The organism is Wenyingzhuangia sp. IMCC45574 (genome assembly GCF_054182685.1).
On the sequence record NZ_CM135169.1, the window covers coordinates 1,155,982 to 1,182,043 of the forward strand.

General features: G+C 32.1%; 23 protein-coding genes and 5 tRNA genes. 18 read left to right on the forward strand and 10 right to left on the reverse strand.

Annotated features, from left to right (window positions below; genetic code table 11):
* Positions 1 to 4: 4 nt before the first annotated feature.
* A complete protein-coding gene (locus tag ACXHHC_RS04935) occupies positions 5 to 1,417 on the reverse strand; it encodes a glycosyltransferase family 2 protein (protein WP_458228541.1) in 1,413 nt (470 codons plus the stop codon).
* A gap of 16 nt (positions 1,418 to 1,433) precedes the next feature.
* Positions 1,434 to 2,678 carry a HEAT repeat domain-containing protein gene (locus tag ACXHHC_RS04940; RefSeq protein ID WP_458228542.1) on the reverse strand — a complete coding sequence of 415 codons (1,245 nt, stop codon included), beginning with the start codon at positions 2,676 to 2,678 and terminating at the stop codon, positions 1,434 to 1,436.
* A gap of 378 nt (positions 2,679 to 3,056) precedes the next feature.
* On the opposite strand from ACXHHC_RS04940, the gene gcvT reads away from it, so the two are divergent.
* The 14 genes from gcvT to ACXHHC_RS05010 all read left to right on the forward strand — a co-directional run bounded on the left by gcvT (position 3,057) and on the right by ACXHHC_RS05010 (position 13,691).
* The gene (gene gcvT, locus ACXHHC_RS04945) at positions 3,057 to 4,139 is read left to right on the forward strand and encodes a glycine cleavage system aminomethyltransferase GcvT (protein ID WP_458228543.1); all 1,083 of its coding nucleotides are present in this window, start codon (positions 3,057 to 3,059) and stop codon (positions 4,137 to 4,139) included.
* 15 nt (positions 4,140 to 4,154) lie between these two features.
* Positions 4,155 to 5,579, forward strand: a complete 1,425-nt coding sequence (gene rmuC, locus ACXHHC_RS04950) for a DNA recombination protein RmuC (RefSeq protein ID WP_458228544.1) — start codon at positions 4,155 to 4,157, stop codon at positions 5,577 to 5,579.
* A 116-nt stretch (positions 5,580 to 5,695) separates the two neighbouring features.
* Positions 5,696 to 5,769, forward strand: a tRNA-Met gene (locus ACXHHC_RS04955).
* 38 nt (positions 5,770 to 5,807) lie between these two features.
* Positions 5,808 to 5,880: transfer RNA gene (locus tag ACXHHC_RS04960), tRNA-Gly, on the forward strand.
* A 33-nt stretch (positions 5,881 to 5,913) separates the two neighbouring features.
* Positions 5,914 to 5,986 (forward strand) — tRNA-Gly (locus ACXHHC_RS04965).
* Positions 5,987 to 6,035: 49 nt separating this feature from the next.
* Positions 6,036 to 6,108, forward strand: a tRNA-Gly gene (locus ACXHHC_RS04970).
* A gap of 96 nt (positions 6,109 to 6,204) precedes the next feature.
* A tRNA-Pro gene (locus ACXHHC_RS04975) sits at positions 6,205 to 6,279 on the forward strand.
* Positions 6,280 to 6,413: 134 nt separating this feature from the next.
* A complete protein-coding gene (locus ACXHHC_RS04980) occupies positions 6,414 to 8,789 on the forward strand; it encodes a TonB-dependent receptor (RefSeq protein ID WP_458228545.1) in 2,376 nt (791 codons plus the stop codon).
* 22 nt (positions 8,790 to 8,811) lie between these two features.
* Positions 8,812 to 9,666: a DUF4249 family protein gene (locus ACXHHC_RS04985; protein WP_458228546.1), complete on the forward strand. Its 855-nt coding sequence runs from the start codon at positions 8,812 to 8,814 to the stop codon at positions 9,664 to 9,666.
* A gap of 7 nt (positions 9,667 to 9,673) precedes the next feature.
* A complete protein-coding gene (locus tag ACXHHC_RS04990) occupies positions 9,674 to 10,723 on the forward strand; it encodes a sensor histidine kinase (protein ID WP_458228547.1) in 1,050 nt (349 codons plus the stop codon).
* Positions 10,716 to 11,483 carry a LytR/AlgR family response regulator transcription factor gene (locus ACXHHC_RS04995; RefSeq protein WP_458228548.1) on the forward strand — a complete coding sequence of 256 codons (768 nt, stop codon included), beginning with the start codon at positions 10,716 to 10,718 and terminating at the stop codon, positions 11,481 to 11,483. The genes ACXHHC_RS04990 and ACXHHC_RS04995 overlap by 8 nt, the downstream gene beginning before the upstream one ends.
* Positions 11,484 to 11,593: 110 nt before the next feature.
* Positions 11,594 to 12,541 carry a thioredoxin-disulfide reductase gene (gene trxB / locus ACXHHC_RS05000; protein WP_458228549.1) on the forward strand — a complete coding sequence of 316 codons (948 nt, stop codon included), beginning with the start codon at positions 11,594 to 11,596 and terminating at the stop codon, positions 12,539 to 12,541.
* 127 nt (positions 12,542 to 12,668) lie between these two features.
* A complete protein-coding gene (locus tag ACXHHC_RS05005; RefSeq protein WP_458228550.1) occupies positions 12,669 to 13,400 on the forward strand; it encodes an NYN domain-containing protein in 732 nt (243 codons plus the stop codon).
* Positions 13,401 to 13,499: 99 nt separating this feature from the next.
* Positions 13,500 to 13,691 (forward strand): cold-shock protein, encoded by a 192-nt coding sequence (locus ACXHHC_RS05010; protein ID WP_458228551.1) that lies wholly within the window; start codon positions 13,500 to 13,502, stop codon positions 13,689 to 13,691.
* A gap of 90 nt (positions 13,692 to 13,781) precedes the next feature.
* Here ACXHHC_RS05010 and ACXHHC_RS05015 read toward each other — a convergent pair whose 3' ends face one another.
* Positions 13,782 to 14,297, reverse strand: coding sequence for a flavodoxin (locus ACXHHC_RS05015; RefSeq protein WP_458228552.1), 516 nt, complete (start codon positions 14,295 to 14,297; stop codon positions 13,782 to 13,784).
* 182 nt (positions 14,298 to 14,479) lie between these two features.
* Between ACXHHC_RS05015 and pflB the strand changes: the two genes are divergently transcribed.
* From pflB to ACXHHC_RS05035, 4 genes are all read left to right on the forward strand, one after another.
* On the forward strand, positions 14,480 to 16,705 hold the full coding sequence (gene pflB / locus ACXHHC_RS05020; RefSeq protein WP_458228553.1) for a formate C-acetyltransferase: 2,226 nt from the start codon (positions 14,480 to 14,482) through the stop codon (positions 16,703 to 16,705).
* A 179-nt stretch (positions 16,706 to 16,884) separates the two neighbouring features.
* Positions 16,885 to 17,598, forward strand: coding sequence for a pyruvate formate-lyase-activating protein (pflA, locus tag ACXHHC_RS05025; protein WP_458229226.1), 714 nt, complete (start codon positions 16,885 to 16,887; stop codon positions 17,596 to 17,598).
* A gap of 16 nt (positions 17,599 to 17,614) precedes the next feature.
* Positions 17,615 to 18,865, forward strand: a complete 1,251-nt coding sequence (locus ACXHHC_RS05030; protein WP_458228554.1) for an L-lactate MFS transporter — start codon at positions 17,615 to 17,617, stop codon at positions 18,863 to 18,865.
* Positions 18,866 to 18,975: 110 nt separating this feature from the next.
* On the forward strand, positions 18,976 to 19,980 hold the full coding sequence (locus tag ACXHHC_RS05035; RefSeq protein ID WP_458228555.1) for a hypothetical protein: 1,005 nt from the start codon (positions 18,976 to 18,978) through the stop codon (positions 19,978 to 19,980).
* A 10-nt stretch (positions 19,981 to 19,990) separates the two neighbouring features.
* Here the strand turns inward: ACXHHC_RS05035 and ACXHHC_RS05040 are convergent, their stop codons facing one another.
* From ACXHHC_RS05040 to ACXHHC_RS05070, 7 genes are all read right to left on the reverse strand, one after another.
* Entirely contained in the window at positions 19,991 to 20,722 is a 732-nt protein-coding gene (locus tag ACXHHC_RS05040; protein WP_458228556.1) for a helix-turn-helix transcriptional regulator, read from the reverse strand.
* Positions 20,723 to 20,981: 259 nt separating this feature from the next.
* Complete coding sequence (locus ACXHHC_RS05045; RefSeq protein ID WP_458228557.1) at positions 20,982 to 22,088, reverse strand: OmpA family protein; 1,107 nt, start codon at positions 22,086 to 22,088, stop codon at positions 20,982 to 20,984.
* 112 nt (positions 22,089 to 22,200) lie between these two features.
* On the reverse strand, positions 22,201 to 23,802 hold the full coding sequence (gene bshC / locus ACXHHC_RS05050; RefSeq protein ID WP_458228558.1) for a bacillithiol biosynthesis cysteine-adding enzyme BshC: 1,602 nt from the start codon (positions 23,800 to 23,802) through the stop codon (positions 22,201 to 22,203).
* Between the two features lie 80 nt (positions 23,803 to 23,882).
* A complete protein-coding gene (locus ACXHHC_RS05055) occupies positions 23,883 to 24,647 on the reverse strand; it encodes a hypothetical protein (protein WP_458228559.1) in 765 nt (254 codons plus the stop codon).
* 11 nt (positions 24,648 to 24,658) lie between these two features.
* The gene (locus tag ACXHHC_RS05060) at positions 24,659 to 25,390 is read right to left on the reverse strand and encodes a Dph6-related ATP pyrophosphatase (RefSeq protein WP_458228560.1); all 732 of its coding nucleotides are present in this window, start codon (positions 25,388 to 25,390) and stop codon (positions 24,659 to 24,661) included.
* Between the two features lie 81 nt (positions 25,391 to 25,471).
* Positions 25,472 to 25,729 (reverse strand): DUF6952 family protein, encoded by a 258-nt coding sequence (locus ACXHHC_RS05065; RefSeq protein WP_458228561.1) that lies wholly within the window; start codon positions 25,727 to 25,729, stop codon positions 25,472 to 25,474.
* Positions 25,710 to 26,021: a thioredoxin family protein gene (locus ACXHHC_RS05070; protein ID WP_458228562.1), complete on the reverse strand. Its 312-nt coding sequence runs from the start codon at positions 26,019 to 26,021 to the stop codon at positions 25,710 to 25,712. Before ACXHHC_RS05070 ends, ACXHHC_RS05065 begins: the two co-directional genes overlap by 20 nt.
* Positions 26,022 to 26,062: the final 41 nt, after the last annotated feature.

Sequence of the window (26,062 nt, forward strand, 5' to 3'; positions counted from 1 at the left end):
CTAATTAACCGCTTGCTCCTTTTCTTGTCATTGCTCCCCACTTTAATTCTTTTCCTACATAAAAGTTAAAATATCCTTTTAATGCAAACCATACAATTAAGGGGTGATAAATCAATGGTTCTATAAATCCCATCAGTATTAAACGTAACACTTCACTTATTTTCTTGTAATGTTTAAATATGATATGATCTTGAATAACAACTAAAGTGGTTATAAATATTGCAAACGTATATGAGTATAAAAAAATTATAAAAAACATATCCCAATTTACCTTGTTAACTAATACAAGATAGATAAAGAATAAAATTCCTACTCCTTCAATAATTGGAGCTAAGAACTCATAAATAAAAGTATATGGAAAGGCTACTAATCCTAATCGTTTAAATCTTCGGTTAAAAAGCACCTCACTATATACCCTAAAAATCTGAGCCAAACCAGAACTCCATCTTGTTCTTTGACGGTTTAATACCTGCACGTTATCAGGACCTTCGGTCCAACAACAAGAAATAGGAATATACTCCAATTTGTACTTCATGTTGTTGTTAATCATATAACGGGCCAACTTGGTTGCCATATCCATGTCCTCTGCATGTGAATCTCCCGCATATCCTCCTGCCTTAATCGCAATCTCTTTATCAAATAAACCTAATCCTCCAGATATATTTGGAACAGAGTTAATATAAGACCATCCCATTTTACCTAATAAATAAGCTCTAATATATTCTAGCTCTTGAAAACAAGGAATTAATCTCTTTGGTGGTTTTACACGTACTACCCTTCCGTCTTTTACTTCACATCCATTTAACATCCTTAGTGTAGATCCAACTCCCACTACCCTCTTTTTAGAGTTTAAGAAGGGCTTAATCATTTTTAAGAGTGTCTTTCTATTCAATACACAATCTACGTCTGTACTTAAATAATATGGAAAAACGGCTGCATTAATACCCGCATTAGAAGCATCGGCTTTGGTACCTCCATTTACTTTATCTACTACAGTTAAAATAGAATACTTAGGGTTGGTAGATTTTAACACCCTTTTAAAGGGTTTTGTTTTTAATTTCTCTACATACAAGAAATCCACTTCTACCAATTCAAATTCATCAATTAACTTTTCTAAAGTTTTATCCTTACTACCATCGTTCACAATAATCACCTCAAACAAAGGATACTCTAAGGTTAAAAGCGACTTTACATTTACAATAATAGTAACCTCTTCGTTATAGGCTGGGGCTACAATAGAAATTCCCGGAGTTAAAGGGGACTTCATTAATACCTCATCATCCTTATCTGAATTGTAACTTTTATATTTTATCAAATTAATCGACGAAAAAGCTGCTAAAAGCAAGTAACTGAAAATCATCGACGATGCATAATAAAATACAAACGTCTCATAAAAATCTGCAATATTTTCTAACATAATTTCTTACTACCTCTTATTTAAATAAAATTAAATCATTCTCTGCATGTTTAAACAAGAGGTTCTTGTATATAACCCCTACATCCATTAACATCTTATTATCTTTACTCTCTTTTTCTTCTTTTCGTAGCAATTCTGCCATTTCTTCTTTCATCTCAGAGAACATTTGCTTCCCTTCGTCTCCATAATCATACATTACCAATGCAATGTTTTTCTGCGCATCTAAATCTTTAGATTCATAAAAACTCGTTTTTAAAAAGTCTAAAGAGTTCCCTGTAGATAAGAAACCAACGGCCTTGATAATTGCTTCCTGACAGATATCAGGTTCGTTAAAATACAATCGCTTTAACTCATCCTCATAACCTTCGTCTCCTAGCTTTCCTAGAGCCAATATTGCTTCGGCTCTTAATTCGTGATTTTCATCCTGAACCTTAGTTCTAATTACCTCTGTCGCTTTTCTTTGATTAAAATAAGCTGCTGCTTTTAACAAGAAAATAACCAACGAATCGTTTGTAGAATAACCAATCCACTTACCAAAATTTGGAAGACCAACAGTATTGGATTGTTCTATTAAAAGGTTCATTAATTTTACCTGACTCCACTTTGTCATATCTCCTTTCAACTCGTCAAAGAAACGATATGGATCATTCTGACTTAAGTTTAAATAAGACAATCTAGCTTCTGTCTGTATCTCTTCGTTATTACTATATGTGTAAGTAAGAATGGTAGCATCTGAATTCCTAATACCTAAATCAGAAAAATATTCAATAGCTTTTTTCTTAGTACCAGATGAAGTAAATGAAAACTTAGAGTTTAGATACTTCTCTATTTTTAACGCACTAAATATCAAAGGAAGTCTTTTTGTATCTTCTATAGAATTTGCTTTTATACGGATAAGAGTATCAATTGCCAAATCCATTTCGTAAGAATTACTTACTTGCTTCTTCTTTCCAAAGCCTTTTCGTCTTCCTCTTTTATCCCCCTTCTTTATTGTTTTTTCAAACTCTTTTCTTATAGCTTCTTCATCCTCTCCCAAATAATCTTCAAACAATATTTTCTCAAAAAGTTCGTGTATTTTAGGTGCTACTTTGTTCTCTAATTTTTCTCTAATTGCATATACTCTTCTTAGTAGAGTTAAATACACTAAAAAAAACAGCGACATAAAAAGGCTCATGAAAATAAAAGCAATGGAGATCTGTATCACTAATGGATATGCTTTTATCTTAAACTGTAAGGAATATAACCAGTTTATAAATTCCATTCTTTACTAATTAAATACAACGTTAACACATTTACTTTTTTATACAAAAATGGGGTAAGTTGTTTTTTTGTATTCGATCTCACAGCAATTCCGAATTACAAAGATACCAGTAAATAACTAAAATAGATAGTATATTAGTTACAAATAAACACGCTAAAAGACTTTGTTAAAAAATACCATTTTAACACAAAATCATACAAAAAAAAACACATTTAACACCAAGTTAGCGAAAATACAACAAATAACTAAAAAAAAGAGCTAAAATCGATATTTAAAAAACATAAATAAATGTTAAAAAATAAAACTTTGCGAAAAATTTCACTAGTTTTTAAAGCAATGGTATAAAAACGTAATTTTGCAATCAATAATATTCTACGAATGAAAAGAACTGCTTTATATCAAAATCATATAGACTTAAATGCCAAAATAGTTCCTTTTGCAGGCTATGAAATGCCTGTACAATACGAAGGAGTTAAAATAGAACACCAAACAGTTAGAGAGTCTGTTGGTGTTTTCGATGTTTCTCACATGGGTGAATTTTTACTAGAAGGCCCTAAAGCTGTTGATTTAATTCAAAAAATCAGCTCTAATGATGTTCAGAAACTAGCTATTGGAGATGCACAGTATGCTTGTATGCCTAACAAAGCAAATGGTATTGTTGATGATTTAATTATTTACAAAATAAAAGATGAAACTTTTTTATTGGTTGTAAATGCTAGTAATATAGAAAAAGATTGGCAGTGGATTTCAGACCACAACACAGACAATGTTACAATGAGAAATCTATCTGACGACTATTCGCTGTTAGCCATACAAGGCCCTAAAACAAATCTTGCAATACAAAACCTTACGTCTGTTGATTTATCGGCTATTAAAAACTACAAATTTGTTGTAGGTGACTTTGCAGGAATTGAACACGTTATTATATCTGCTACTGGATATACTGGTGCAGGTGGATTTGAAATCTACTGTAAAAATTCTGAAGTGGAACAAATATGGTCTCAGGTTTTAGAGGCTGGTAAAGAATATGGAATTAAGCCTATTGGTTTGGCTGCAAGAGATACCCTTCGTTTAGAAATGGGATACTGTTTGTACGGAAACGATATTAACGACACCACCTCTCCTATTGAAGCTGGACTGGGATGGATTACAAAATTCAACAAAGACTTTGTTAATAAAGAAAATCTTGAACAACAAAAGAAAGAAGGTGTAGCTAAAAAATTAGTTGGTTTTGTGTTAACCGATAAAGGAGTTGCAAGAAAAGACTATCCTATTTTAGATGCTAACGGAAATACCATAGGAATTGTAACATCTGGAACCATGTCTCCTAGTTTAAACATAGCCATTGGTTTAGGTTATGTTGCTACAGAACACAGTACTTTTGAATCTGAACTTTATATTCAGGTAAGAAAAAAAGAGCTAAAAGCTAAAGTTGTTAAACTTCCTTTTTACAAAGGATAAATTGAGTTAAAAAGGATGGAAACTGTTTTTATATTTATTGGGATATTATCCGGAGGGCTAATAGGTTTTATTGTTGGTAAAAAAATTACCTCATTACAAGCTCAACAAGACTCGTCTACTCAAAATGAAGCTGTAAATATTGCTAATAAAGAGGTAGAGTATCAAAAACAAAAATTAGCAGATACTATAGACACCTATGAAAAACAACTTGCAGAAAGTAAGCAAACTCAAAAAGAAATTACCCAAAAAGCTCAGCTTGAAATAGAAAAGTTACGTTCTCAAAAGGAAGAACAGATTCAGGAACTATTTAAAGAAAAAGAAGTACTTGCTGTTACTTTAGAGAGAGCCAATGCTAAGGTAGAAGAACTCACAAACGATTTATCAGAAAACAAAGCTGAAATAGAAAAGTTGCAAGAAAAATTCACAAAAGAATTTGAAAATCTTGCCAATAAAATTCTGGAAGAAAAATCTAAAACTTTTTCTACTCAAAACCAGAAAAACATTTCTGACATTTTAAAACCTTTGCAAGAAAAAATCCAATCTTTTGAAAAAAAGGTAGAAGACACCAATAAAGAAGGAATTGAAAGAAACTCTAGACTAAGACAACAAATAGAGAGTTTAAAAGATTTAAATCAGCAAATGAGTAAAGATGCTGAAAACCTAACAAAAGCGCTTAAAGGAGATAGTAAAACTCAAGGAAATTGGGGAGAAATGATCTTAGAACGAGTTTTAGAAAAATCTGGTTTAGAAAAAGGAAGAGAATACGAATTAGAAAAGAGTTTTGATACCGATATGGAATCTAAATCTCGTTTAAGACCCGATGTTATTATCAACTTACCAGACAATCGTAAAATGATTGTGGATTCTAAAGTAAGTTTAACTGCTTATGAAAAAATTATTGCTGCAGAAAATGATAATGATAAGGAACTATATACAAAAGAACACTTATTATCCTTACACAGACATATAGAACAATTAAGTGCTAAAAAATATTCTGAACTATATCAAATTGAATCTCCAGACTTTGTATTGATGTTTATTCCTATTGAACCAGCTTTTGCACTTGCACTGGAAAAAGATACTGAGATATACAATAAAGCATTCACCAAAAATATTGTAATTGTTACACCAAGTACACTACTAGCTACATTACGTACCATAGAAAGTATGTGGAAAAACGAGAAACAACAACGTAATGCTTTAGAAATTGCAACGCAAGCTACTCGTTTATACGAACAATTTGTTTCCTTAACAGAAGAACTTATTAAATTAGGTAAACAATTAAAAACTGTAGAGGGTACTTACGACACTACCATGAAAAAGTTAACAGGAAGAGGTAACTTAATTGTAAAAGTAGAGAATTTAAAAAAGCTAGGTATTAAAACGAATAGCAAAGAATTTAATCAAAAACTACTAGAAAGAGCACAAGAAGACCATTAAGTCAGGGGGAATAAAGTCATAACAAACTGATTACAAAGCCCCTATTTGCAATGTAAAAAAAAGTTATTTTTTTCTTTTGCCATAACGCGAATATGACTTATATTTGCATCCGCAATGGCGAGGTAGCTCAGTTGGTTAGAGCGTCGGATTCATAACCCGGAGGTCACGAGTTCAACTCTCGTTCTCGCTACTAGTTCTTTTAAGATATAAATTACCAAATAAAATAATGCGAGAGTAGCTCAGTTGGTAGAGCGTCAGCCTTCCAAGCTGAATGTCGCCGGTTCGAACCCGGTCTCTCGCTCTAAGTTTTATTTAATAGATACAATCTATCAATGCGAGAGTAGCTCAGTTGGTAGAGCGTCAGCCTTCCAAGCTGAATGTCGCCGGTTCGAACCCGGTCTCTCGCTCTAATTTTTTTTGAATTAGACGATAAATTGTAACTATAGTATCTACCATGCGAGAGTAGCTCAGTTGGTAGAGCGTCAGCCTTCCAAGCTGAATGTCGCCGGTTCGAACCCGGTCTCTCGCTCTAAGACACCATTTATTTGGTGTTTTTTTTTTAGATGACTATTTCGCGGTGTAGCCTCTCGATAAACTCGAGACAAACTACACTTCGAGCACAGTACGGGGTGTAGCGTAGCCCGGTCATCGCGCCTCGTTTGGGACGAGGAGGTCGCAGGTTCGAATCCTGCCACCCCGACAAAACCTTGACTATTTTTAGTCAAGGTTTTTTATTTTCTTTTGTTCATCAGCTTTTTTCCAGTTTTATCATTCTTAAAATTACCCAACCACTTCCCTCTATTAGTTTTGGCTTAAATCTTAATCCATATACTAATGAACAAAACATTTTTTAACTTATTTTTTCTCTTAACTATAATAAGTTACGGTCAAAAAAAGTACACCCTAAGCGGCTTTGTAAAAGATAAAGCTACAGGAGAATCTCTATTAGGAGTTAATATTCTAGCCGAAAAACAAGGAACAGTTACCAACGATTATGGATTCTTCTCTATCACTTTACCTGCTGGTAATTATTCCATAACCATAGAGTACATGGGCTATAAAAAAATAACTAAAAAAGTAGCTCTTTTTAAACAACAACATTTAAAACTAGAACTTGAAGAAAACATTGCTCAATTAGATAAAGTAATTCTTAGTACAGGTAGCAAACAAACAGCATCTGTAACTTCTACAGAAATGAGCGTTGTTAAACTCTCCTCTAAAACCATAAAAAAACTTCCCAGTATTTTGGGAGAACCCGATTTAATAAAAACAATACAATTGCTTCCTGGTGTATCTAGTGTAAACGAAGCTTCTTCGGGGTTTAATGTAAGAGGTGGTTCGGCAGATCAGAATTTAATTCTATTAGACGATGCAACTCTTTACAACGCTTCTCACCTATTTGGGTTTTTCTCAATTTTTAATACAGATGCTGTTAAAGATTTAAAACTATACAAAGGTGGTATTCCCGCTATATACGGAGGAAGGCTCTCTTCTGTTTTAGATGTAAAACAAAAGGAAGGTAACACAAAGAAGTTTGGTGGAGAACTTGGTATTGGTTTAATATCTAGTAAAGCAATGATTGAAGGTCCTATAGCTAAAAAAAATGGAGAGAAAGCAAAAGGAAGTTTTATGCTAGCAGGAAGAAGGTCCTATGCAGATTTATTTACTTCACTCTCAAAAGATTTTAAAAACACTTCTATGTATTTTTACGATCTTAATCTAAAAGCCAACTACAATATAAACTCTAAAAACAAATTATTTTTATCGGGTTATTTTGGACAAGATAAATTTGAATTAGACAAATTACTAGGAACTGTTTGGGGGAACAGCTCAGGTACACTTAGATGGACAAGTTTGTTAAATGAAAAACTGTTCTTTCAAAATTCTTTCATCTTTAGTAACTATAATTACAATTTAGACAATTTAAGATCTGGGTCGGACTTTAGATGGAGTTCTAATATTATTAATTACAATATTAAACCTCGCTTAACATGGTTTATTAATGCTAAGAACACTTTAAAAACAGGGGTAGATTTTACTTATTACAACTTTCAACCCGGAGAAATTTCTCCTATTAATAATTCTGAAATAGAAACAGAAAAGTTTCAAGAAAAATATGGTAGAGAAACAGGGTTATACGTAGATTTTAAACAAAAAATATCTAAACAACTAAGTCTACAATACGGGCTAAGAATGTCAAATTTTCAAAGAATTGGAAAAGAAACTGTTCAACAATATGCAACTGGAAAACCATTAACCTATAATCCTGAATACGGTACATACTCAGAAAACGAAGTAATTAATCAAAAAGAATACGGTAAAGGAAAAACAATTAAAGATTTTTATGGATTTGAACCAAGGTTGTCTCTAAGGTATTTAATAAACAAACAACAATCTTTAAAGTTTAGTTACAATAGAATGTACCAGTACTTACATTTAATATCCAATACAACCTCTGCAACTCCCTTAGATATTTGGGCTCCTAGTGGTAACTATTTAAAACCTCAATATGCAGATCAAATTGCTTTAGGTTATTTTAAATCTATAGCCTCTGGTGCTTATGACTTTAATGTGGAAACATACTATAAAAGCATGAATGATATAACTGACTTTATTGATGGAGCAGATTTATTATTTACAGAAAATATTGAAACACAAATAGCGCAAGGTAAAGGAAGGGCCTATGGTTTGGAATTACAAATCAACAAGAACAGAGGAAGACTAACAGGGTGGTTAAGTTACACGTTAGCTAGAACAGAAAGAAAGGTATTGGGAATAAACAACAACAACTACTACGCAGCAAACAACGATCAATTGCACGAATTAAACCTAGTTGGTATGTTTAAATTAAACAACAGATGGGACTTTGGAGGAAACTTTGTATTTGGTTCTGGTAAACCTGTAACGTACCCTACAGGACAATACAGACAAAACGGTTTAGTAGTAGCAGATTATGATAAAAGAAATGGAGACAGACTTCCTGTATATCACAGATTAGATATATCTGCAACCTTAAATCCAAAACAAGGGAAAAAAGGAAAGTGGATTTTTAGTATAGCAAATCTTTACAACCGTTTAAATGCTGCCTCTATCTATTTTAGTGAATTAAACGAATTGAATGGTAAAGAGGTAGCTACTGGAAAAACACGTGCTACCAAACTATCTTACTTTGGAATCGTACCAAGTGTCATGTATCAATATAAATTTTAAAACAAAGCTTAAATTATTAATTATGAAAAAAATATTTTTTGCACTTTTAATTGTGTCAATATACTCTTGCGAAAAAGACGTTACAAACGACATTACACTCAGTAACTCTAAACCTAAACTTGTTATTAACGGAGGAATAGAAAGAAATACTACGTCTCCTGTACCAACTCAAAAAATAGAACTTAGTTCTACCATAGGTTTCTTAGATGAATCTCTCCCTAACACTGTAGAAAATGCAATAGTTAGTATTAGTGATGGTAGTGAAACCTACATATTTAATCATTCAGAAAACGGTATTTATACAAATAACACACTAGTTCCCAACATTAACACCACCTACACTATCACTATTAAGTGGAACAATGAAACATATATTGGAAAAGATGAAATGCAAGTAGCTCCTAGTTATGATAAAGTATATTCTGTATATGAGAAAGAAACCCTGTTTACAGATGCTGGTTATTTTGTAAAATTTGATAGTACAGACCCTAAAGACATAGACAATTATTACTATTATAAGGTATATAAAAATGATGTCTTTACAATTGTTCCAGACCCTGGAAATAGTGTAACTTTGGTAGAAGATGATCAATTTTTTGATGGTAAATCTAGAACAGGAATTAACCCTAACGAAGAAGTTATTTTTGAAATAGGAGATATCGCAAAGGTTCAACTATTAGGAGTGTCTAAAGAGTATTTTAAATATTTAGTTACTTTATTTGAACAAACGGGTAGTCAAGGAGTTTCGTTGGTTGGTAACCCTCCCCCAGCTTCTATTTTAAGCAACCTAATTAATATTGACAACCCAAAAAATAGAGCTTTGGGATATTTTTATACCGTTGATATAACAGAAGAAACATTAGAAATTATAGAATAGCCTATTTATGTTTAAGAAAGGACGAGTGTTTATGTACATTGCTTTGGCTTTGGTCTCCGTTATTTTTAATTTTTTATCCGAATTAAACCAGGATACTCTTGATGAAGCTTTTACAGAAACACTCATCATTTTCCCGATGGTTCTTTGTTTTGTGTTTTTTACCTACAAAACCAGATTACTAATTATTAACAGCAACGCATTAAAATTTATTTTTAGTAATAATTCTACAAAAAACTTTTTTTATATAGTATTAATTCTTTTAAAAGCATTGGTTGTTACGTTATTCTCTAAACTAATGGCACATCTATTTTTTATAGAAGATGAGCCAGATTCTACTTTTTTTGATATTGCTTTTTGGACCATTTTTGTAAGTGCTATTGTATTTGTTGGCTTTGTATACCTTTTTGAAAATTACATAGCCACTACAGAGCAAAACCATATTATAGAAATTCAATTAAATCAATACGAAAAAGAAAAGTCTACTTCAAAATACCTTTCATTAAAAAAACAATTGAACCCACATTTTCTCTTTAATAGTTTTAATAGTCTAATTAGCCTAATCTCTATAAATCCAATTATAGCAGAAAAATTTGTAGAAGAACTCTCTAATATTTATCGCTATAACCTATCTAAAAGTGACGATATAGTTGTTCCTCTTTCAAAAGAGCTTCAAATGATTAATTCTTATATTCATCTTCAAAAAATTAGATTTGGAGATGCCATTATCTACAACGAAAACATTCATCAAAACAAAGGAAAATTATTAATTCCCCCAATGACATTACAACTTTTGGTAGAAAATGCTATTAAACACAACATTGTTAACTCTAAAAGCCCTTTAGAAATAACCATTTCTAATATTGGTAACTACATTGTTGTAAAAAACAACCTACAACTAAAAGAAAAAAACAACCAACAGATTAACTCCTTAGGTATAGGCTTAAAAAATTTAGAAAATCAAATAAAATTAATATCCGATTTAAAAGTTATTATAGAACAAAACAAGGAACATTACACCGTTTTTGTACCTTTAATTTACAACGAGTTAGATGATTAAAGCACTAATAGTAGAAGATGAAGATCTTGCTGCACAAAGACTAAAAGCCATTATTGAAGAAGTAGCCCCTACTGTTTCCATAATTAGACGAACTACCTCTATTGCAGAAACACGAGATTTTTTAGCCTCAACAAATGTTGATTTAATGTTCTTAGACATTAACTTATCTGATGGTTTTTCATTTTCTATTTTTAACAACAAAGACTTTAAAACACCTCCTATTATATTTACAACTGCATACTCTGAATATGCAATAAAAGCCTTTGAATTAAACAGTATTTCTTATTTACTAAAACCTATAAAAAGAGAAGAACTAAAGAAAGCTATAGAGAAATACAACCATCATTTTTCTAAAACAGAAAACAACTTTCATCCTGAACAAATTTCCTATTTGAATGAAATTTTTAAGAAGTATAAACAAAAATTCTTAGTAAAAGTAAATAATAGATTAACCTCTGTAGACATTAAAAGTATAAACTATTTCTACACAGAGGACAAACTTACTTTTATAATGTTAGAGTCAGGAAAATCTTTGCCATATGAACAATCTTTAAAATCAATTGAACTAGAAATTAATCCCAATGATTTTTTTAGAATTAACAGAAAATATTTAATTCATCACCGTGCTATTAAAGAGATGTATTACTCTTCTAAATCTAAAATTAAAATAGAACTTACGCCTGCAAACAAACAAGACAACCAATTAAACTTTATCGCTATTGAAAAAATTGGACAGTTTAAAAAATGGTTATCTAAATAGCTCATAATTTTCTTCAATAACCCCATTATTAAAAGTTATAAACATCTCTGTTTCTAAGTGTATAAAATGATTTATTTTAGCGACAGAAAAGATGTCAAAACACAGATATTATGTCAGAAAATATTGAAAAAATAAAAACATTAATCATTGGTTCAGGACCAGCCGGATATACTGCTGCAATATATGCTTCTAGAGCAGATTTAAACCCTGTAATGTATACAGGAATGCAGATGGGTGGACAGTTAACTACAACTACAGAAGTAGATAACTTTCCTGGATATCCAAACGGTACAGATGGAACAGCAATGATGGAAGACCTAAAAAAACAAGCAGAACGTTTTGGAACAGAAGTTCGTTTTGGTTTAGCTACTGCTGTTGACTTTAGTGATGAAGTTGGTGGAATTCACAAAATTACCATTGATGGATCTAAGCAAATTGAGGCCGAAACTGTAATTATTACCACGGGTGCCACTGCTAAGTATTTAGGATTAGAGAGTGAAGAAAAACTTAAAGGAGGTGGAGTTTCTGCATGTGCTACTTGTGATGGTTTCTTTTACAGAAAACAAGATGTAATTGTGGTTGGAGCTGGTGATACTGCTGCAGAAGAAGCTACTTACTTGGCTAACATTTGTAACAAAGTAACTATGTTAGTTCGTAAAGACTACATGAGAGCTTCTAAAGCAATGGTTCACAGAGTAGAAAAAACTGAAAACATTGAGGTTTTATACAATTCTGAATTAGACGAAGTATTAGGAGATAATGTTGTAGAAGGTGTAAGAGTGGTTAACAATCAATCTGGAGACAAGCACGAAATTCCTGTTACAGGAGTATTTATTGCTATTGGTCATACTCCAAATACAGACATTTTTAAAGGTCAGTTAGAAATGGATAGTAGTGGATACTTAGTAACTCACGGAAAATCTACTAAAACCAACAAACCTGGAGTATTTGCTGCAGGAGATGTACAAGATCAGGAATACAGACAGGCAGTTACCGCTGCAGGTACAGGATGTATGGCTGCATTAGATGCAGAACGTTATTTAGGAAGCTTAGAATAAGCATTACGTTATACTATTATAAAAAGGATTGTACTCTAGAGTGCAATCCTTTTTTGTTTGATAAAATAAATCCTAAAAAATAGATAAGCTTTAAGATATTAAGTACCTTGTACATAAAGAAAAATAAATGATAACAAACCTAGCCGTATTAATAGATGCCGACAATATACCTTCATCACCTATAAAAGAAATGATGGAAGAAATTGCAAAATACGGAAACCCTACAATTAAAAGAATATACGGAGACTGGACCCAACCCAATTTAGGAAGTTGGAAAAATGTGTTATTGCAAAACGCAATTACTCCCATTCAACAATATGCATATACCCAAGGTAAAAACGCAACAGATTCTGCCATGATTATTGATGCAATGGACATATTGTACTCCAAGAAAGTAGACGGTTTCTGTTTGGTCTCTAGCGATAGTGATTTTACCAAACTTGCTACTCGTTTAAGAGAAGCAGGATTGCAAGTAATTGGAATTGGCGAAAAGAAAACCCCTACTCCATTTATTGTAGCATGCGATAAATTTATTTACATAGAAGTTTTAAGAAAAAAACAAGAAGCTAAGGAAAATATAAATCAGGAAAAAGTTAAAAAAGATAACGGACACGACACCATTACTCCAAAGATTATTAATTTAATCAAGGAAACTATTTCCGATGTTTCGGACGACGATGGTTGGGCTTTTTTAGGAGATGTAGGTAGTTTACTTCAAAAAAAGAGACCTAGCTTTGATTCTAGAAATTATGGTTTCGAAAAACTAACACCCATGATCAAATCCATCAATCAATTTGAACTAGAACAACGAGAAAATCCCAACAGAAGACACAAACTTATCTTTGTTAAAAACAAGTAAAATCATCAAATATCTTTTTTTTCAATAATAAATCTTTTTTTATGGTATCAACTACTTTATTTACACTACCTTGCGGACTTTAAAAATATATTTATTATTATGAGTAACGGTACAGTAAAATTTTTCAACGACTCTAAGGGGTATGGATTTATAACTCCTAAAGACGGAAGTAAAGATGTTTTTGTTCACATCAACGGTTTAGTTGACGAAATTAGAGAAGGTGACGAAGTTTCTTTTGAAGTTGAAGAAGGACGTAAAGGTTTAAATGCAGTAAACGTACAGGTTTTATAATCTGAGTTTTTAGTATAAAGTCTAGATGTAAAATCCCGTTCTGATAATCAGAACGGGATTTTCTTTTTAAACAAAACGGTATCTATTTAATTAAATACCAAACTCTTTTCTTACTTGAGTCACCCATTGCTCTATTCTTTCTTCATTTAAATCTGACTCATTATCATTATCTAAAGCCAAACCATAGAAATATTCTTCATCATTAGGAATAATTGCTTTAGACTCTGTGTGTCTATAATCTGCTACAGACCACTTACCAACTACCTCTCCTCCGTTATCTATAATAACTTCGGCCAACATCCCCACTCCATCTATAAAATATTCGGCATAACCAATTTGATCTCCCAAACCATAAAGGGCTACTTTTTTACCCGTAAAATCAATGGTTTTAAAATCATCGTAAAAATTTTCCCAATCACTTTGTAAATCTCCATCGTACCAAGTGGACAACCCTAACATAATACACTCGTAAGAATCAAAATCATTTACTTGTGCTTCAGAAATCTCTTTTACTTCAATAGACTCAAAAGCATCCACAATATCATGTGTTATCTCTTCTGTGATTCCAGTATCAGAACCAAAAAATAATCCAATTGTTTTTTCCATTTCTTATTATTTTAAGATTATCCACACAAAGGTAAAAACTTTATTTATTTAGAATAAATAAAAATTAAAATTCATTCTATTTTTTTCAGAAGCGTGATAAAAATCATATAATAAAACACTAAATAGTATTTTATTTGTAAGTGTAAAAACAATTTAAGATAACTTCTAAATACTTATATAGCATGAAAACAATAGACACAAAAACAGGTATTGACAAAAATGTCGTCAGCGTTAAGGAATTTGTTTATAAAAACATTACTCCTTACCTAGGAACAGATGCTTTTTTAGTAGGACCAAGTCTAAAAACTAAAAAGCTTTGGGAAATATGTAAAGCTGCTACCAAAGAGGAGAGACAAAACAATGGTGTTAGATCTATAGACACCACTACTGTTTCTGCTGTTGCAAGCTTTAAAGCTGGTTACATTGATAAAGAAAATGAAACTATTGTTGGTTTACAAACAGATGTTCTTTTAAAAAGAGCAATGAAACCGTTTGGTGGTTATAAAGTAGTAGTAAAAGCTTTACAAGAGCACGGATTAGAGCCAGATAAAGACATACAAAAAGCATTTGAGAAATATGTAAAAACACACAATGATGGTGTGTTTGATGCTTACAATACAGAAATTAAAAAATATAGATCGCTTGGTTTCTTAACAGGTTTACCAGACAACTATGCGCGTGGTAGAGTTATTGGAGACTATCGTAGGGTTGCTCTTTTTGGTATCAATCGTTTAATTGATGATAAAAAAGCAGACTTAGAAAATATTACAGGACCTATGTGCGATGCTACCATTCGCTTAAGAGAAGAAGTAGCAGAACAAATAAAAGCCTTAAAAGATATGATTGTAATGGGGAACTATTACGATTTGGATTTAAGTCGTCCTGCAGAAAATGCACAAGAAGCAGTACAATGGACCTATATGGCTTACTTAGCTGCTGTTAAAGAACAAGATGGTGCTGCTATGTCTTTAGGAAATGTATCTACATTCTTAGACATCTATATAGAAGAGGATTTAAAAAATGGAGTTATTACAGAAGAAGATGCACAAGAGTACATTGATCAGTTTGTAATGAAGTTAAGAATGGTTCGTCACCTTCGTATGGCTGCTTACGATGAGATATTTGCAGGAGATCCTACTTGGGTAACAGAAGCAATTGGAGGTATGCTAAACGATGGTCGTAGTAAAGTAACCAAAACTGCTTTCCGTTTCTTACATACATTGTACAATTTAGGACCTTCACCAGAACCAAACATTACCGTTCTATGGTCTCCTCTATTGCCTCAAAACTTTAAAAAGTTCTGTGCTAAGGTTTCTATAGACACTTCATCTATTCAGTTTGAAAACGATGATTTAATGCGTACCAATAGAGGATCGGATGATTATGGAATTGCTTGTTGTGTTTCTTATCAAGAAATAGGTAAACAAATTCAGTTCTTTGGGGCTAGAACCAATTTAGCTAAGACTTTATTATTGGCTATTAACGGAGGTAGATGTGAGAATACAGGAACCTTAATGGTAAAAGGAATTGAGGCTTGTACTTGTGAGTATTTAGATTTTGACAAAGTAATGTCAAACTTTAAGATTGCCATGAAACATGTAGCCGAAGTATATAACGATGCTATGAATATTATTCATTATATGCACGATAAATACTATTACGAAAAAGCACAAATGGCATTGATTGACACCAATCCACACGTAAATATTGCATACGGTATTGCAGGATTATCTATTGTTGCCGACTCTTTATCTGCTATTAAATATGCAAAAGTAAAACCAATTAGAAACGAAGAAGGGCTAACTGTAGATTTTGAAATAGAAGGAGAGTTTCCAAAATACGGAAATGATGATGACCGAGTAGATGTATTTGCTCATGATGCAGTAAGAGATTTTAACAATGAATTAAAGAAGTTACCAGTATATAAAAATGCTGAACCAACCATGTCTGTATTAACCATTACATCTAATGTGGTATATGGAAAGAAAACTGGAGCTACACCAGATGGTAGAGCTAAAGGAGTTCCTTTTGCACCTGGAGCAAATCCAATGCACGGACGTGATACTACTGGAGCAATTGCTTCTTTAAACTCTGTAGCTAAAATTGATTATAATGATTCACAAGATGGTATTTCTAACACCTTCTCTATCATTCCAAAATCATTAGGAGCTAACAAAGAAGAAAGAATAGATAACCTAGTTGCTGCATTAACAGGATATTTTACCAATGGAGCACAACATTTAAATGTGAATGTTCTAGATAAAGAAACATTATTAGATGCAATGGAACACCCAGAAAACCATCCGCAATTAACAATACGTGTTTCTGGTTACGCTGTAAACTTCATTAGATTAACCAAAGAGCAGCAATTAGAAGTAATAACTCGTTCGTTTCACGAGTCTATGTAACAAAACCATAAGTAGTATTAGTTGTTTTTTTAGGGGTTCAAAAAGTAAAACTGACTCTTTATTAGAGTCCACTTTTTAAACATAAAAAGTATCATTCAGTACTTTTTGAATCCCTTTTCTTTTTAATTTAAATCCCCCACCTTATCAAAACTACAAATCACACACTAAATATCCATTCTATTGAGTCCTTTGGAACTCATGATGGCCCTGGAATTAGGCTCGTAATTTTCTTACAAGGTTGTAAGTTAAAATGCTTGTATTGTCACAATCCAGATACTATAGATACACACGGAGGTACAGAAATAGAAATTGAAGAACTTGTACAACGTGCAATTAAAATGAAACCTTATTTTGGAGACAAAGGAGGAGTAACGGTATCGGGAGGAGAACCTATGTTACAAGCCAAAAACCTAATTACCTTTTTTAAACGACTTAAAGAAGAAGGAATTCACACCAATATAGACACCAATGGAAGGGTTCTAAATCATCCGGCAATAGAACTATTGGATGAATATGCAGACTTGGTAATGTTAGACATCAAACATATGACTGAGGAAGGCTATCAACATATTACAGGAGTAAAAAACAAAGAAACCACCTTTCACTTTGCAAATCATAGAGAACAGTCTGGTAAGAAAATGTGGCTACGTTATGTATTAATTCCAGAAATAACCAATACACCAGAACTATTGCATTCTTTAGGAGCCTATTTTAAAGACTATAAAACCATAGAAAAAATAGAATTACAACCGTATCACAAATTAGGTATTCATAAATGGGAAACATTGGGTTGGGAATATGAATTAAAAGATGCTCGAGAAAACACTGAAGAAGAACTAGAAACCGCTGCAAACATCTTGAGCAAATATTTTAAGAAAGTAAAAATAAATTAGTTAAAACTATAAATATATGAACTCACAAAAAATAAAAAATCGTTGGTTGATAGCTGCTTCAGCAGTAGGTATACACATATCCATTGGTTCTGTATATGCCTACTCGGTAATGACAAACCCCGTTAGAGATGTATTTGGAGTAGAAGGAAGTGTAATTAAATGGGCTTTTAAGATTGCCATTTTACTATTAGGACTGTCTGCTGCTTTTTTAGGAAGGTGGGTAGAAAAAGTGGGTCCTAAAATAAGTGGAACCACTGCAGGAATCTTTTACGGAATTGGAATTTTAGGATCTGGTTTGGCAGTACAACTAGAATCGCTAACCTTATTTTACATTTGCTACGGAGTTATTGGAGGTATTGGTCTAGGACTAGGATATATTACTCCCGTGAGTACATTGGTTAAATGGTTTCCAGACAGAAGAGGTTTGGCAACAGGAATGGCTATTATGGGCTTTGGTTTTGCCGCTTTAATTTTTGGACCTATCATGGCTAAATTGTTCGAAACCGTAGGTGTTTCCAACGCTTTTTATGTATTAGGGGTTATTTATATGATTTTAATTTTATCATCTGCTAGATACATAGAAAGACCTCCTGTTGGATATGTGCCCGAAGGATACAATCCAGGTGAAGGAAAAACAGTTAAAGAAGATATGGCTAATATTGATGCCAATGATGCATTAAAGACCTCTCGTTTTTACTACATATGGATTATGATGTTTATTAACATATCCTGTGGTATTGCAATTATATCGGCTGCAAGTCCAATGATGCAAGAAAAACTGAATTACACACCAATGCAAGCAGCTGCAATTGTTGGGTTTATTGGGGTATTTAATGGCTTAGGTAGAATTACCTGGTCTACTCTATCAGATTATTTAGGGAGAGCAAATACATTTATCATTTTCTTCGCCTTTCAAATACTAGCTTTCTATTTTTTACCTAAAATAGGAGTCGAGAGTGTCTTTTTAATCGTATTGTTCACTGTTATTACCATGTATGGTGGTGGTTTTTCTACCTTACCCGCATTTTTAGGTGATTTATTTGGAACCAAACAGTTAGGAGCTATACACGGAATGGTATTAGCTGCTTGGGGATTGGCAGGAGTGGTAGGACCAACCATCTATGACGTAGTAAAAGCTAAGACAGGCTCTTTAGATACTACTTTATTAATATTTGCTGGACTATTTATTGTAGCACTGTTCTTCTCAATCTTAATGAAACTACAAATCACAAAAGCTTATAAGAAACAACAGATAGCTTTAACATAGTTAAATAAATACAATAATATATATAAAGACTGTTTATTGTGTAAACAGTCTTTTTGTTTGGAATAAAAAAAAGGTTAAATTGGTGGTGCTATAACTCATAACTATTCACTGTGGAAAAGATAACCCCAAAAGTATTTGTAAAACAATTATTTGTAAAAGATTTATTTGGAAAAGACTCTCAAAGAGGAGTTAGTTTAACCTATGCCTGGCTGGCAAATCAATTGGGTCATTTTACCCTAGGCTTCTTTCCTAGTATTGTATTAAGTGTCCTCTATAGAGACTCACACCCTCCTGTTTTCTACAGCATCATTGTAGCTTCTGTTTGGGCTTACTTTGAATTTTTCAATTTAGTATTGCCCTTATTCTTTGCTAAAAAAGACCGCGTTTTTAAACCCGAATGGAATCACTTAATTTTTGATACCATAACAGACGTATTATACTTTGCATTAGGAGCCATGGTTTCTTGTACTGTAATTAATCCTTCTAACGTAAATATAAAGTGGGTTTCCATAGCCATTCTTATTGCTTTGTTTTATCCTTTTATATACTGGTACACCGTTCGTATTTATCAACAATACGCATATTTTCCATTTCAATACAGACTTTCTCAATGGAAAGGAGAATTCTTAGACGATGAAGAAAAGAATATTGTTGAAAATTACATCAAAAAAACGCCTAAATCTAAAGGAAATCATCTGTTGATATATGGTAGTGTAAACGAGGGAAAATCTAATTTAGGTGTGGCAATTGCTAATGAACTGGCCCTAAAAAAACAAGCTTGTACATATATTACCGCAACCAAACTCTTTACTTTATTTCACAATCCAGAGCAAATAAACAAAGAACTACTATGGACTTGGGACAATTGTAAATATTTAATTATTGATGATATCAACCCAGATAAGTTCAACGCTATATCTCACCAACAATTTTTAAAGTTAATGGATACTTTAACAAGTGAAAACGAAACTAAAAACAGAGATATTTTAAAAAATAAAAATGTGATATGGGTATTGGGAGTTAACAAAGAAGACGAACAAGAAGAGTGGTCTCAACTTCCAAAAGCAATAGGTGTGCCTAACGATAAAATAAGCATTGTAAATCTTTCTTGGTAAGAAGAAAGATTTACAATATATTGTTCTGATATGCAAACCCTATTAAGCGAGGTAAACTCTTAACATTAAACCTCTTATACAAAGGAATCAATCTTTTTTCTATTGCTGACTGAGACACCCCTAACTGATCTGCAATTTCTTTAAAAGCATAACCTCTTGCAGCTAGTTGCAACGCTTCTCTTTCTTTTTTAGAAATAGCATAATGCTGAAATAACTCCTTATTTAAAGCAGCTTCAAATTCATCAACTTTAGGGCCGTAAGCTGCATATTGCATTACATCTCCAAGTTTTAGAGTCTTTATAACCTCTGAATAACCTATTATTTCTTCTATTTGACCGTTGGTTGCTTTGTGTATACCCACTCTTGAAAACAAAGGAACAATGTTTCCATTTTTATGTACTTTCTCTAACTCTAAAGTAAAACTATACTCCTCCAAATCTTCTGTTTGAGAAGCCAAAAACATCATTGCTTTGTCATTTAATTCTGCAGAAAATTTTAAAAACCTAGGAGTTGTAATAGTTACAATGGTCATCATTGTGATTTCATTGTCTTTATAACCTAATATTTCTTCCCAACCTTCTGCATAGACCATTCTATTTTCCTTAAAAGAATAAATATATACCGCTTGATTAGGAAAAGAAGGAAGTGTATCTCTATAGTGCTTATACGTACTATGTAACTGATCTACAGGCACGTCTGTAATTAATGTTTTAGTATGAGCCCCTAAATTTTCTGTATCCATTTTCTATTTTTTTCAAAAACTGCGGAAAGACGCAGTTGTGTTTTTTCTCATTCTAGTCTACATTTGTAATGTAATCATTCCGTTGATGACAATCAAGACTTTAGACTTAACTTAGTTAGTAAACAAAGTTACCAATTTTATTTTTAAAGACTTGTTTTTTGGGGAGAATTTGCTATGAAAAAGAAATATTCACTACCCTCGTAAAAAAAGTGTTAGACGTTGTATCTAACACTTTTTTTATTAGATTTATTTTAGCCTATTATGGTACCAATCTAAAAAAGACTCTCGTTTTAACAGATTCACCTTCACCTATTTTATAGTCTTCAAAAGTATAATTCTTATTCTTTATTTCTTTACTTCCAATATTAGACAATAAAAGCTCTGAATTTATACCATTAACCTTTAAATGATTTAAAATAGATTTTGCTCTTTTTTGAGATAAAAACCTATTTGCTTTTTCTTTACCTTCGGAAATAGTCTCTGTTTTTATTTCAATTTTAACACCAGGATGATTTATTAACAAAGGCATTAATACTTGATCTATCTTATCTTGTGAACTTTGCAACAAACGAGCATTAGTAGACTCCCAAACCATGTCTAACTCCTTATACGTTACAAATTCGCATCCTATCTCTCTCCACTTAACTTCTCCTGCTTTTTCTACTAACACATCCTGTAAATAGTATTCGTAGATAGCAGGAATTTCTTCTTCCTCTACATAAGCATCTTTTACCAAAACCATTTTGGTAATTTTTTTATAAACCGCTGGAATCACTTCCTGTTCAATTCTTTCTTGCTCTACAATAACTTTTACTTCGTATATAGAAGTTGTCTCGGTTATTGGAGTAATTTCTGCTATAGCAGGAGTATCGGTAACTATAACCTCTTTTTTAAAAAATTTAGCTGGCTGAACTTTCTGAATCCAGGTCCTACAATTTTCGGACTCATTGGAAGTACAGTTGTACTTTTTATCTAAATTGTATTGCCATTTTGTAGATGACGGAGATGTTTCTAAGGTGATTACAGAATCTTTAAAAGCAACCTCTTCTAATTGAATTAAACTAGATTCTTCCTTTTTTACGTAAGAAATTTGTTCTACTCCCCAAACAGCAGGCATAATAACGCTTCTTGTTGTTTCGGGCTTAACAAGTACTTTTTCTTCTACGGTTTTGTATACTGCAGGATACTTCTTTAAAATTTTATAAGAAGGCTTTACCTCAACCTGAACATTTTGTTTTTCATACCTATCTTCTGTTAAATACCTTACGTAGCATTTCCCTTCTTCTGCATTTGGGGGTAAAATTTCTTGAGAATAAGATTTAAAAAAAGCTACACAAATGAATAGTATTAAAGTATGAGTCCTCATTTACAATATTTTAGAATAAGAGTCTATTATTAGGTAAATATAAATGAAAAATATCCGATTTTGTGTTAATTTTCCTTAAACAAAAAACTGTTTTATAACATTTATAGTTACATTAACTATCTGTTGGTATAACTAGAAAATTAAAAACTAACGGGGACAAGTTTTTAGACAAAACAGCAATTAAATCATCGCCTATAAGCTCATAAAATTCAGAAAAATTTGCCTGCCTTTCTTGTAGTGATTGATTTGGAAATAAACTTCTTTGAATGATCTCAGCTCTTGATACCACATCGTACATTTTTTTCTTCTCTGCTTTTAACAATCTCTTTTCTAAATTAGCCAAGCCCTTTAGCTGTTTAACTTCCTGTGCGTTCACCGCTCCAACAAAAGATTTGTCTGTTAATTTGGTAAGCTCTCTTAATTCAGAAAAAATAGTTTGCAGCTCTTTTCTTTTATCATTAAAGTTAAAATTAAGTTCTGAGTGTTTTTTAACAACGGCTTTGATTAAATCATTTGTAGGTAAAAACAACTCCTTTGTAGTTAGCCCCAACTTTTGAATCTTTTTTTGCTGCTTCTCATTCATCAATAAAGCAGAATTTCTTAACAGCAAAACAGGAAATGGTACATTAAAGTTATTAAATGTAGATTTTAATTGTAACCAATAAGCCAATTCTCCTCCTCCACCTATATAACATAAATTAGGCAATATTACCTCTTGATACAAAGGTCTTAATAAAGCATTTCCAGAAACAAACTCCAACTTATCTGTATTTGCAAACAATTCTTCTGCTGAATCAAAACTCAATTCTGTATTGTTTACCTTATAAGTTGTTCCCTCCTTAATGATTCTTTCTCTAAATCCATCACCTATATAAAATAGATTTATCTTTCTTGGATTCACTTGTATCTTATAACCTTCCTTATTCAATAATACATTTGTCTTAGATACATTTTGATAGGTAAGCTCTTCCTTTAACTCTTTTAATGCATAAGGCTTAAAAAGACTCTTTAAACTTTGATCATCACCATCAATTACCACCAAGCCTTTATCTCCAAATAAATGATTTACCAAATAACGAGAAGCAGCTCCCAAATTGTCGTGCTCTAAATACGCCTTTTTAAATAAACTTCTCAATGCATCTGCATTTGAGCCTGAATTTAACAAATTAGAGAATTCTTCAAATACCTTATCTAAACCTTCCGTAGACAATCTTCCAACAGCTCCACCCGATTCTCTTTCCCACTTTACTTTTTTCCCTTTAAAGTTAAAATACTGAATCTCTTCAAAATCATGATCCTCTGAAGCCATCCAATATACAGGTACAAAATTTTGTTTAGGATATGCCTGTTTTAATTCTTTACACAAATTCAATACTGATATGATTTTATATAAAAAATAAAGAGGCCCTGAAAACAAATTTAATTGATGTCCCGTAGTAATTGTAAAGGTATTTGGCAACACTAAATTATCAATATGCTCTTGCGTAAGGCTACTTACTTTTAATCCTTTATATTGCTTTTCTAAAGCTTCTACCAATACTTTTCTATGCTCTAAAGGAAATGAGTTTGATTTTTCTTGAATTTGACCTTCAAAATTCTCAATAGATGGAAAACGATTGTACAAAGAAGAAATCGTTTCTTTTTGATCTAAATAGTCTATAACTAGTTTAGAAAAAAAGCCCGTTTCTTTATAAGGTATCTCTGTATTTTCCATATATATCTATTGATGAATTGTAAGTCGAAAAAACAAATTTAGAATTACGGTTTCAGTAAATAAATTATTTTACGATAAAATTATGCCAAACTTCTAAGAGTCTTTAATCTATTCCATGCCTTTTTATTCCTAAGCTTATAAATCATAAAACAGCTAACGTCTAATAAAAAATAAAACAAACTAATTCCACTTGGCGGATTATTACTAGGTAAAAAAGGAAATATTCCAAAGGCTGTGTCGGGCCATTTCCAACAACCAAAAGCAGTTCCTCCTATTTCTAAAATAGCAACCAGAATATACATTGCATAGAAAAACAATTTATCGTTTGGCCTTTTACGCAACATTAGAAATACACAAATAGTCATTACAAAGCCAAATACATCTTTTAAAAAGAGTAGGTATACAATAGATAACGTAGCAATTACAAATGCAAAAATTTGCTCTATAGCTTCGTTGTTTCTCTTTACCACCGATGCTTTACTAAACATTAAAATTCTACCGTACAATGCTGCATGACCTAAAGGCACATAATGTGGAACATTTTCTAAGCGATAGGTATACATATCTAAGCCTCTAGAAAAAAAGTGTTCTCCTAAAAAACCTATAATCACAGCATAAATCATAGATTCTTTAACTCTAGGAGTAGAACGATAATACATTTTAAGGAAACCTAGAACCATTAAAATATTAATGGGAATTTGCGATGGAGTTACATGTTCTGCAAAATAAAGACTATCAAAAAACAAGACAAATACGAACAAAACAAAACGTCCTATTTCTCTATTAAAAACAGAAATCATCTTCTTTAATTCTGTTTTCTCTACGGATAAAATCTTTAACTCCATTACTTAATATTTTATTTTCCCGGAATTAAATCGCAATACCAAAAGCCAGTATCCCAATTTACATCTTCGTCTTTCTGATAGCAATTGTCATCATCACTGTTTGATGGTTGATAGGTTTTATGCACTTTCTCTCCTATTTCAAAAGCTACAGATTCTTTAAAAATAGGTCCATCAAAAACAAACGTATGAAACTCGCCATTCTCACCACAAACATCTACATTTTCTGGTAAATCCTCTATAAACTTTTCATCAATAACTCTCCCTACAAAACTTTTGTCTAAATATTTAGCATTTACACAAACGGTAATGGCTTTAAAGCCCAAAGCTAAAAATTCTGTTAGCAAAGCTTTGGTATCTTGTTTCCATAAAGGGTATACTCCCTGTATTCCTACTTCTGCTAACTTAGCATCTCTATAGGCTTTTAAATCTTCTAGAAAAATATCTCCAAAAAAACAATGCTCATAACCTTGTGCTGTAATTTCTTGCATGTGAGACCTCATCACCGCATCGTATTCGGACATAGAAACATTTCCCGAAAACTCAATTTTTCGCAAAGGGAGTCCAATTGCTTCTGCTTGTTTTTCTAACAACTCTTCTCTAAGACCATGCATAGAAACACGTCCGAATTCTTTGTTAATATTGGTCAACAAAAAATCAACCTGATAGTCAGATTGATTCAATGTTTTATACAAAGCTAGAGATGAGTCTTTACCCGAACTCCAGTTGAAATAGGATTTTTTCATTTGGATGTTGATTTGTTTAGTCGTGTATTCGTTAAATCGTCTAATACAACTTAACAAATAAACACATCAACGAATAAACGATTATTGATCGATTGATCCTAATACACGCTTCATAAAATTATTCAACGCTTCTTTTTGAGGCACTCCATTCTTTATTTCTTTGTCTACCTCTACAGCTCCGTATAGATTAGAAATAATTTCACCTAAAACATCTAATTCCTCATCTTTAAGAGACGAAACTTCTGTTAAAGCTTCTAATACCTCTAACGTTTCGTGTATATAATCTACGTCGTTCTCAGCTATAAACTGAGTCATTTGTTTAATTACTGGTAACTTCATCTATAAAAGTTTTTAAAACATCTGCTTTGTTGGTTTGTACTTGTTTTACAAACTCTCCACCTTTAAAAGCAGCAAAAGTTGGTAAGTTTGATACATCTGCTAATTTTCTAGACTCAGGATTCTTTTCAGCATCAACTACTAAAAACTCAGCTCCTTCTACATCATTAGAAAATTTCTTGAATTTTGGTTTCATTATTCTACAATTCCCACACCATCCTGCAGAATATTGAACAAAAACCAAATCGTTATTGTTTACTTCTTCTTGAAGCGTATCTGTTGTTAATTCTCTCATAATCAAATGATTTTTAAAAGTTAAACATTTCAATCTTAGGT